The sequence below is a fragment of the Chryseobacterium oranimense genome (genome assembly GCF_900129755.1).
GTDB lineage: Bacteria > Bacteroidota > Bacteroidia > Flavobacteriales > Weeksellaceae > Chryseobacterium > Chryseobacterium oranimense.
Map to the genome: position 1 here is coordinate 1 of NZ_FQWT01000016.1, position 1,417 is coordinate 1,417.

The 1,417-nt window shown below is 37.8% G+C and carries 1 protein-coding gene; it reads right to left on the reverse strand.

The features are described 5' to 3' along the window. Positions 1 to 102: 102 nt before the first annotated feature. Positions 103 to 1,329, reverse strand: a complete 1,227-nt coding sequence (locus BUB03_RS21530) for an IS4 family transposase (protein ID WP_073067027.1) — start codon at positions 1,327 to 1,329, stop codon at positions 103 to 105. Positions 1,330 to 1,417 lie beyond the last annotated feature (88 nt).

Consider the following 1,417-nt stretch of genomic DNA (forward strand, 5'->3'; position numbering starts at 1 on the left):
TCACTATCAAACGGATAAACACACAAATGAGTAATATTCCTTCATAAAACATTGTTTTTCAATATGTTTTTATAAGAATACAAAAACTCACCTCTCTGTTTTTCAGAACAATTCTGTCTGTATCCAAGGTGGTTTTCTTCGTTTTTTCTGTTTCGTGTAAGTTCTCCTGCTGTTCTGTACCATCCAAAATATTTCCAGATGGCTGATTAAATGAATCCTGATGAGTGCCGCAATGGTAGAAAATGCCTTTTTGCTCTTTGATTTTACACGTAGAACTTGCAACAGTAGCTGTGCAATCAGGGTACACCAAATTTGGGTTTTGATGCCGTTTTCTGTTTCGGAATAAAAATAATGTAACTGGAAGTTTTGTTTGAGTTTTTTGAACAATAGTTCAATGTTCCAACGAAGTTTGTACAAAAAAGCGACTTCTTCCCGGCTGATTTCAAAATTATTGGTGATAAACTCAAAAATCCGCCCTTTATCATCCCTGTAGTTTACTTTTCTGAGGCATAAAGTTTTTTGCTTATTGTCTTCTTTGTAAATGAGATGAACGTGCTCTTCCAGCAAAACACCGGATTCTCCGTCTTGCAACTCTTGTCTGAAGAGTTCTTCCTCTACTTGATATACCGCATTTTTCTTCAATCTGCACACAAAATTGACTTGTTGCTCCGTCCAATGGGCAAATTGCAGGTAATGATTGTAAGCTCTGTCAAAAACAATCATGCTGTGGGCTGCCAGATTCAAATACTGAAGAAAATTTTTGTCGTGCAGTTTAGCTTCGCTGATTTTCACAAATTCAGGCGTATCGCTGTGGGCATCTGTCATCATGTGTACTTTCAGTCCGCCTTTTTTCTTTCCTTCGTTCTTGGGGTTTCTGCCTACTCCTTTCATAATGTCTGAAAACAAGCGTATGGTACTGGAATCGAAGATAAAAAGCTTGGCAAAAGAAACATTATCAATACGGCTGACCGACAAAACGGACTTGAAATGTTCCAATAACATAAAATAGACATCCTTGAAAAATTCATTGTCCCTGCCCCGAAGCCCATCGCCTGCCGTGCTCTTGGCGGGAGATTTTTCCATTCCCAAATAATTGAGTTTCCCTGCCAAACCTTGCATCCCATCGCATATTTCACCCATAGAATCGCATCGGCTGAATATGCCGAAAAGCATCGTCATCAAATGCGTCCACGAATCAAATGTTTTATAATATCGGTCTGATTGATGCTTGTTAACCAATAAATCAAACTTGTTGCGGGGGATAAATTGCAATATTTGTTTGAAAATTGGCTGACCGACTAAATTCTTTTCTGTATTTTTATGGCTCATATTTTTAGTGTGTAGTAAAACTAAAATATGAAAAAAGGAGCTACCTGAACAGATGGCTCCTTATATTTTTTTTGTCGGTTAGTAGTGA